Below are 7,497 nucleotides of genomic sequence, written 5' to 3'. Positions count from 1 at the left end.
TGACGTCCCCGCCAACATCCGCGTCGAAGCATCCAACCCCACCGCCGACGCCAACCCCAACACACCATTCACCACACCCCGATGCGTCACCACCACACCCTTCGGCACACCGGTCGACCCCGACGTAAACATCACATACGCCGCCTGATCCGGAAGAACAACACCACCCACACCCGCCCGCACACCCACACCCACCTCATCCAAAAACACCACCGGCACATCACTCCCCGGCAACACCCCCACCGTCTCCGCATCCGTCAACACCACCACCGGACGCACCTCACCCAAAATATGACCCAACCGCCCACCCGGATACCGCGGATCAACCGGCAAATACGCCGCACCCGCCTTCCAAATCCCCAACAACCCCACCACCAACTCCACCGACCGCGGCAACGCAAGACCCACCACCGACTCCGGCCCCACACCCCGCACAGCCAAACCCACCGCCACCCGCTCCGCCCACGCGTCCAACTCCCCATACGTCAACGACCGCTCACCACACACCACCGCCACCGCATCCGGCACCAACCCCGCCCAACGCTCGAACAACCCCACAGCAGACACCTCAGGCCGCTCCACAACCCCACCGTCGGAACGGGCCAGCACCGCCTCCCGTTCCTCCGCGCCGAGCAGCTCGACCGTGCCCACGCGGCGTGACGGGTCGGCCACCAGGGTGGCGACCAGGCGCACGAAGCGGTCGGCCAGCGCCTTGGCCGTCTCGTGGTCGAACAGGTCGGTGGCGTACTCCAGGTTGCCCAGGACGCCACGTCCGGGCAGGTCGGCCATGTTGAAGAACAGGTCGAACTTCGCCGTCTCGGTGCGCACCTGCTCGAACTCGACGCGCAGCCCGGGCAGGGCGAAGTCCTTCCGCGCGAAGTTCTGCCAGGCGAACATCACCTGGAACAGCGGCGGGTGGGCGGTGGAGCGCTCCGGGTTGAGGATCTCCACCAGGCGCTCGAAGGGGACGTCCTGGTTGTCGTAGGCGGCCAGGGAGGTGTCGCGTACGCGGTCGAGCAGGTCGCCGAAGGCGGGGTTGCCCGACACGTCGGCCCGCAGCACCCAGGTGTTGACGAAGAAGCCCACCAGGTCCGCGAGGCCCTCGTCGGTGCGGTTGGCGATCGGCGAGCCGATCGTCAGATCCTCGCCGCCGCCCAGGCCGTGCAACAGGGCGGCGAGCGCGGCCTGGAGCACCATGGAGACGGTGGCGCCCTGTTCGTGTGCCAGTGCCTCGACGGCGGCCACGGTCGGCTTGTCCAGGGTGAACTCGACGACGGCGCCCTTGTGGGAGGCCACCGGCGGGCGGGGCCGGTCGGTGGGCAGCCGCAGCGGCTGCGGCACCCCCGCCAGTTCCTCGCGCCAGTAGGCGATCTGCCGGGCCAGCACGCTGTCCGGGTCGTCCTCGTCGCCCAGCAGCTCGCGCTGCCACAGCGTGTAGTCGAGGTACTGGACCGGCAGGTCCGCCCAGTTGGGGGCCCCGCCCCGGCAGCGGGTCGTGTAGGCGGCGGCCAGGTCGCGGGCCAGCGGGGCCATGGAGGCGCCGTCGCTGGCGATGTGGTGGATCAGCAGGACGAGGACGTGCTCCTCCGCGTCCAGCCGCAGCAGCACGGCGCGGACCGGGATCTGGGTCGCCAGGTCGAAGGGGTGGGACACCACCTCGGCCATGGCATCGGCCACCGTCTCGGGCGCCACCTCCCGCACCGGCATGGTGAGCGTCACCTCGTCGGCGGGCAGCACCCGCTGGTAGGGCACCCCGTCGATGTCCTCGGCGAAAAGGGTGCGCAGGCTCTCGTGCCGGGCCACCACGTCGCCCACCGCCGCCTTGAGCGCCGCGGTGTCCAGCTCACCGGTGAGCCGCAGCGGGAAGGGCGCGTTGTAGGTCGCCGAGGGACCCTCGAACTTGTCGATGAACCACAGCCGGCGCTGCGCGAACGACAGCGGCACCCGTTCGGGCCGGTCCTGCGCGCGGCGCAGCGGAGGACGCACACGGGATCCCGCCGACAGCTGTCCGAGCAGGTCCACCACCGTGGGTGCCTCGAACACGGTACGGATGGGCACTTCCACCCCGAGCACGGCACGGATCCGGCTCACCAGACGGGTGGCCAGCAGCGAGTGCCCGCCGAGCGCGAAGAAGTCGTCGTCGATACCGATCCGGTCCAGCCCGAGCACCTCGGCGAAGAGGGCGCACAGCGCCTCCTCATCCGGGGTGCGCGGGGCCCGGCCGGCCGCGTCCCGCGCGAAGTCGGGCGCGGGCAGGGCCCGGTGGTCCAGCTTCCCGTTGGGGGTCAGTGGGATCTCGGCGAGGGCGACGACGGTGGAGGGCACCATGTGTTCGGGCAGCCGGTCGCGCAGGTATCCGCGGAGTCCGCCGACGAGGGCGCCGATCCGGCCCGCCGCGGCCGGTTCGTTGGCCAGTGTCCGGTCCCCGCGGGCGGCGGGCCGGTAGACGCCGGTCAGCGCCCGGCCGGTGATGTCGCCTTCGGGGAAGAGCACCGCGTCGAAGCACTCGGGCGCGCTCCCGTTCCACGTCAGCACGGCACCCCAGCCGTGTTCGGCGGCCCAGGCGCGCAGGTCCTGCGGGTCGAGCGGGGGCCCCTGGACGGCGGCGGGCGCGGCGATGTCGGCCGCGGCGGCGTCCGCCACCTCGCCCGTGAGCCGTACGTTGGGGATGCGGGTGACGCGCACCGGGTCGCCGCCCCGGGCACGGCACTGCTCGGCCAGGTCGGTGAGGCTGTCCGCCTGGAGGCCCCAGGCCAGGGAGCGCACCTGGTCGAGGGCGCGCGCCGGCACCGGCGCCTTGTGCAGCACCACCTCGTAGCGGTGCCGGGTCAGCTCGTTGTGCGCGCGTCCCGGCTTGAGGCGGATGTCGGCGCCGCCGGCGCCGTGCCGCTCGGCCCAGCGCGTGAACCACTCCGGGTCCAGGATCAGTTCCTTCTCCATGAGGATCGCGCGGGCGACGGCGGCGCGGGCCGACGAGGGGGCCGCCTCGGGGTGGAGGGCACGCTGGACCCCGGCGCGGAACAGCTTCAGGGACGCGGCGTTGCGCACGTCGCCGACGAGTATCCGGCCCCCGGGCGCGAGCAGGTCCATGGCCTGGGCGAGTACCTGGTCGAGGTAGCCGGGGTCGGGGAAGTACTGGACGACCGAGTTGAGCACCACGATGTCGAAGTACGCGTGCGGCAGTCCGGTGACGTCGTCGGCGTTCCGGTGCGACAGCCGGACGCGGTCGGCGAGCCCGGCGTCGGCCACTTGGCCGCGCAGCCGCTCGATGACGGCCGCCGACATGTCGGTGCCCCAGTACTCGTCCACCCCGGCGGCGATCTGTGACATCAGCAGGCCGGTGCCGACGCCGAGTTCGAGCACCCGGCGCGGGGCCCAGCAGGTGATGCCGGCGACGGCCGCGTCGCGCCACTCGGCCATTTCGTCGAGCGGGATGGGCTGCCCGGTGTAGCTGGAGTTCCAGCCGGTGAAGTCCTCCCCCCAGGTGGCTTCGGAGCGGGAGTAGACCTGGTCGTAGATCTGCTCCCATTCGTCGACCTGCTCGTCGGCGCCCGCGGTGCCGAGGGTGTCGTCGTCGCCGGGCACGACGTAGCCGACCAGGCGTCGCTCGTCCAGCTGGTCCTCGTTCCAGGTGACGACGGCCTGAGCGACCCCGGAGTGGGCGAGCAGGGCCGTCTCGATCTCGCCGGGTTCGATGCGGAAGCCGCGGATCTTGACCTGGGTGTCGGCACGCCCCTGGAAGACCAGGCCCGTACCGGCGTCCCAGGTGACCAGGTCGCCGGTGCGGTACATCCGCTCACCCGGCTCCCCGAAGGGACAGGCCACGAAGCGCTCCGCGCTCAGCGCCGGACGCCGTCCGTACCCGCGGGCCAGCCCGGCGCCGCCGATGTAGAGCTCGCCGGCCACGCCGGGCAGGACGGGACGCAGGGCCCCGTCGAGCACGTAGACCCGCATGCCGTCCATGGGACGGCCGATGGGAACGGGCTCGGCCACCGGCTCGCCGGCCGGTACCGGGTGACAGGTGGCGAACGTGGTGGTCTCGGTGGGGCCGTAACCGTCCACCACCCGCAACCCCGGACACGCCGCCCGGACACGCTCCACCGCGGCGGGCGATACCACGTCACCGCCGGTCCACACCTCACGCACGCCCGCGAAACACGCCGGCCGCTCGTCGGCCACCACCTTGAACAGACCCGCCGTCACCCACAGCGCGGTCACCCGCTGCCCGGCGAGGACCTCCGCCAGCGCCGTGGCGTCCAGCTTCCCGGGCGGCGCCACCACCACACACCCACCGCCCAGCAGCGGCACCCACAACTCGAACGTCGAGGCGTCGAAGGCCTGCGCCGAGTGCAGCAGCACACGGGCGTGGGCGCCACCCCGGTAGCGGGCGTCACCGGCGAGGCCGACGACGGCCCGGTGGGTGATCTCGACACCCTTGGGGACGCCGGTGGAGCCGGAGGTGTACATCACGTACGCCAGCCCGTCCGCCGGCACCGCGGGCAGGCCCGGCACCCGCGCCGCGGCGATCTCCGCGACGGTGTCCGGGTCGTCCAGCGTCAGGAAGGGGCAGGAGCCGGCCGGCAGCTCGGCCCTCAGCTCCCCGGTGGTCACCACGAGGGCCGGGGAGGTGTCGGCGAGCATGAACTCCAGCCGCTCGGCCGGATAATCCGGGTCCACCGGCAGATACGCACCCCCCGCCTTCAGCACACCCAGCAGCACCGCCACCAGTTCCACCGACCGCGGCAGCGCCACCCCCACCACCGACTCCGGACCCACGCCACGCCGCACCAGCACACCCGCCAGCCGGCCCGACCACTCGTCCAGCTCCCGATAGGTCACCGACATCCCGCCGAAAGCCACCGCGACCTCGTCCGGCACCTCGGAAACACGCCGGGCGAACACCTCGGGGACCGAGCCGTCGGCACCCGGGCCGGTCTCGTTCAGCCCCTCGAAGAGGGTCTCCTCCTGGTCGGCGGCGACGTCCACCGCGCCGACGGTGGTGTCCGGGTCGACCGCCAGCTGGTGCAGCAGCCGTTCCATGCGGGCGGCGATGCCCTCGACGGTCTCGCGCTCGAAGAGGTGGTGCTGGTACTGGAGGCCGATGCGCAGGTGCGGGTCGGCGAACGCCATCACGACCAGCGGGTAGTGGGCACCGCTCAGCGGGCTGATGCCGGTGATCTCGATGCCCGCGGCGGTGTTGGCCTCGGTGATGCCCACCCGGTCGATCGGATACGACTCGAAGCCGACGAGGGTGTCGAAGAGGATGTTGAGCCCGGTCGCCCGGTGGATGTCGAGCAGTCCGTAGTGGTGGTGGTCCAGCAGTGCGCTCTGCCGGCTCTGCAGTTCCGCGAGCAGCTCGCGCAGGGAGTGGGCGGGCGCGCAGTCCACCCGTACCGGCAGGGTGTTGATGAACAGGCCGACCATGGCGTCCACGCCCGGCACCGCCGGCGGGCGGCCGGAGACGGTGGCGCCGAAGACGACGTCCTGCCGCCCGGTGAGCCGGGACAGCAGTACGGCCCAGGCACCCTGCACCAGGGTGTTGAGGGTGAGCCCCAGGTCTCCGGCGACGCGGCCCAGTTCCCGTGCGACCTCCGCGGACAGCGGTACGTCCACCTGGCCGATGCCCGCGGGATCGGCTTCGGTCGCGGCGCGCCCCGCCAGCAGGGTGGGCTCCTCGAACCCGGACATCTCCTCCGCCCATGCGCGGGCGGCCGCCTCGTGGTCCTGGTCCGTCAGCCAGCCGAGGAAGTCCCGGTACTCACGGGCGCGGGGCAGTGCCGCCTGGTCGCCGTGCGAGCCGTAGAGCCGGAGCAGGTCCTGCATGAGCAGCGGCACGGACCAGCCGTCGAACAGCACATGGTGGGCGGTGAAGACCAGTTCCCACCGTTCGTCTCCCATCCGTACCAGGGACATGCGCACCAGGGGCGCGGTGGCCAGGTCGAAGTGGGTGCCGTGTTCCTCGGCGAGGAACCGCTTGAGGGTCTCGTCCCGCTCGGCGGGGTCGGCCAGGTCGCCCAGGTCGAGGAAGTACCAGGGGAGCTCCACATGTCCGGGGATCACCTGCACCCGGTCGCCGGCGTCGTCGGTGACGAAGGCGGCACGCAGATTGGCGTGCCGCTCCAGCAGCGCCTGGCCGGCGGCACGCATCCGTTCGGGTTCGACGGGTCCGGCCAGGTGGAAGACGAGCTGCATCTGGTAGGCGTCGAAGGTGGAGCCCGCCAGCATGGCGTGGAACAGCAGCCCGGACTGCATGGTGGTCAGCGGCCATACGTCCGCCAGCCCGGGATAGCGCCGCTCCCAGGTGTCGAGCTCCGCCTGCGTGGCCGCCACCAGCGGCACGTCGGAGGGGGTGAGCCCGCCGGAGCCTGGCCGGGCCGTGTGGCGGGTCAGCCCCTCCAGGGCGGCGGACCACAGGTCGGCCAGCTCCTGGACGTCCTCGCGGGACAGGACGCCGGTGGCGAAACTCAGCCGGGCGTTCAGCCGCGGCCCGTCGTCGGCTTCGGTGACCAGCGCGTTGACGTCGAGCACGGACAGGGCCGGCATCCGCGGGTCCAGCTCGGCCACCAGGTCGACGGTGTCCTGGGCCTGCGTCCAGCCCAGACCGCTCAGATGCTCCGGCATGTCGCCGGCCGCGTACCGGCCCAGGTAGTTGAAGCCGATCTGGCCGGTGGAGTACCGCTGGAGGACCTCGGCGGTCTCCGGGTTGAGGTAGCGCAGCAGGCCGTAGCCCATGCCCTTGTCGGGGAGGGCCCGCAGCTGCTCCTTGACGGCCTTGACGGCGGCGGCCGCACCGGGCCCGCCCGCGAATGCCTCGTCCAGGTCGACTCCCGTCAGGTCCAGGCGGACGGGGAAGACGCTGGTGAACCAGCCCACCGTCCGGGACAGGTCGGCGCCGGGCACGACACTCTCCTCCCGGCCGTGGCCCTCCAGCCGGATCAGCGCCGAGGGCTCATCCACTCCGCGGTCGCGGCGCCACCGGGCCAGCGCGAGGGCGAGCCCCGTCAGCAGGCCGTCGTTGACCCCACCGTGGAAGGCCGCGGGCACGGTCGTCAGCAGCGGCTCGGTGACGTCCCGCGGCACCTGGATCCACAGGTGCTCCACGGTGGCGGCCAGGTCCACGGCCGGGTCGAGCCGCCGGCTGCCCAGGGCCGGCTCCGGGCCCGCGACCATGCCGCGCCACAGCGGCAGTTCGGCCACCCGGTCGGGATGACGGGCCTGGTCGGTCAGGGCGTGTGCCCAGCGCCGCACGGAGGTGCCCACCGGTGGCAGTTCGGGCCGGCGTCCGTCGCGGACGTGTGCCCAGGCGGCGGCCAGGTCGGGCAGCAGGATGCGCCACGAGACCCCGTCCACCGCCAGGTGCTGGAGGACGATCAGGAGGCGGCCGGGCCGGTCGGCGGCGTCGAACCACACGAACTGGGCCATGACACCGGACCGCGGACTCAGTCGTTCCACGGCGGCCCGCAGCTCGGTCGCGGCCCGCTCGTGCCACCCCTCGTC

At 72.5% G+C, this 7,497-nt stretch carries 1 protein-coding gene; it reads right to left on the bottom strand.

From position 1 onward, the window contains the following. On the bottom strand, positions 1-7,497 hold a 7,497-nt coding region (locus JK364_RS57415; RefSeq protein ID WP_201858767.1), incomplete at both ends, for a non-ribosomal peptide synthetase.

Origin of the sequence: Streptomyces endocoffeicus (assembly GCF_016741935.1) — a bacterium.
GTDB lineage: Bacteria > Actinomycetota > Actinomycetes > Streptomycetales > Streptomycetaceae > Streptomyces > Streptomyces endocoffeicus.
This window is presented reverse-complemented; position numbering and strand designations above follow the sequence as displayed.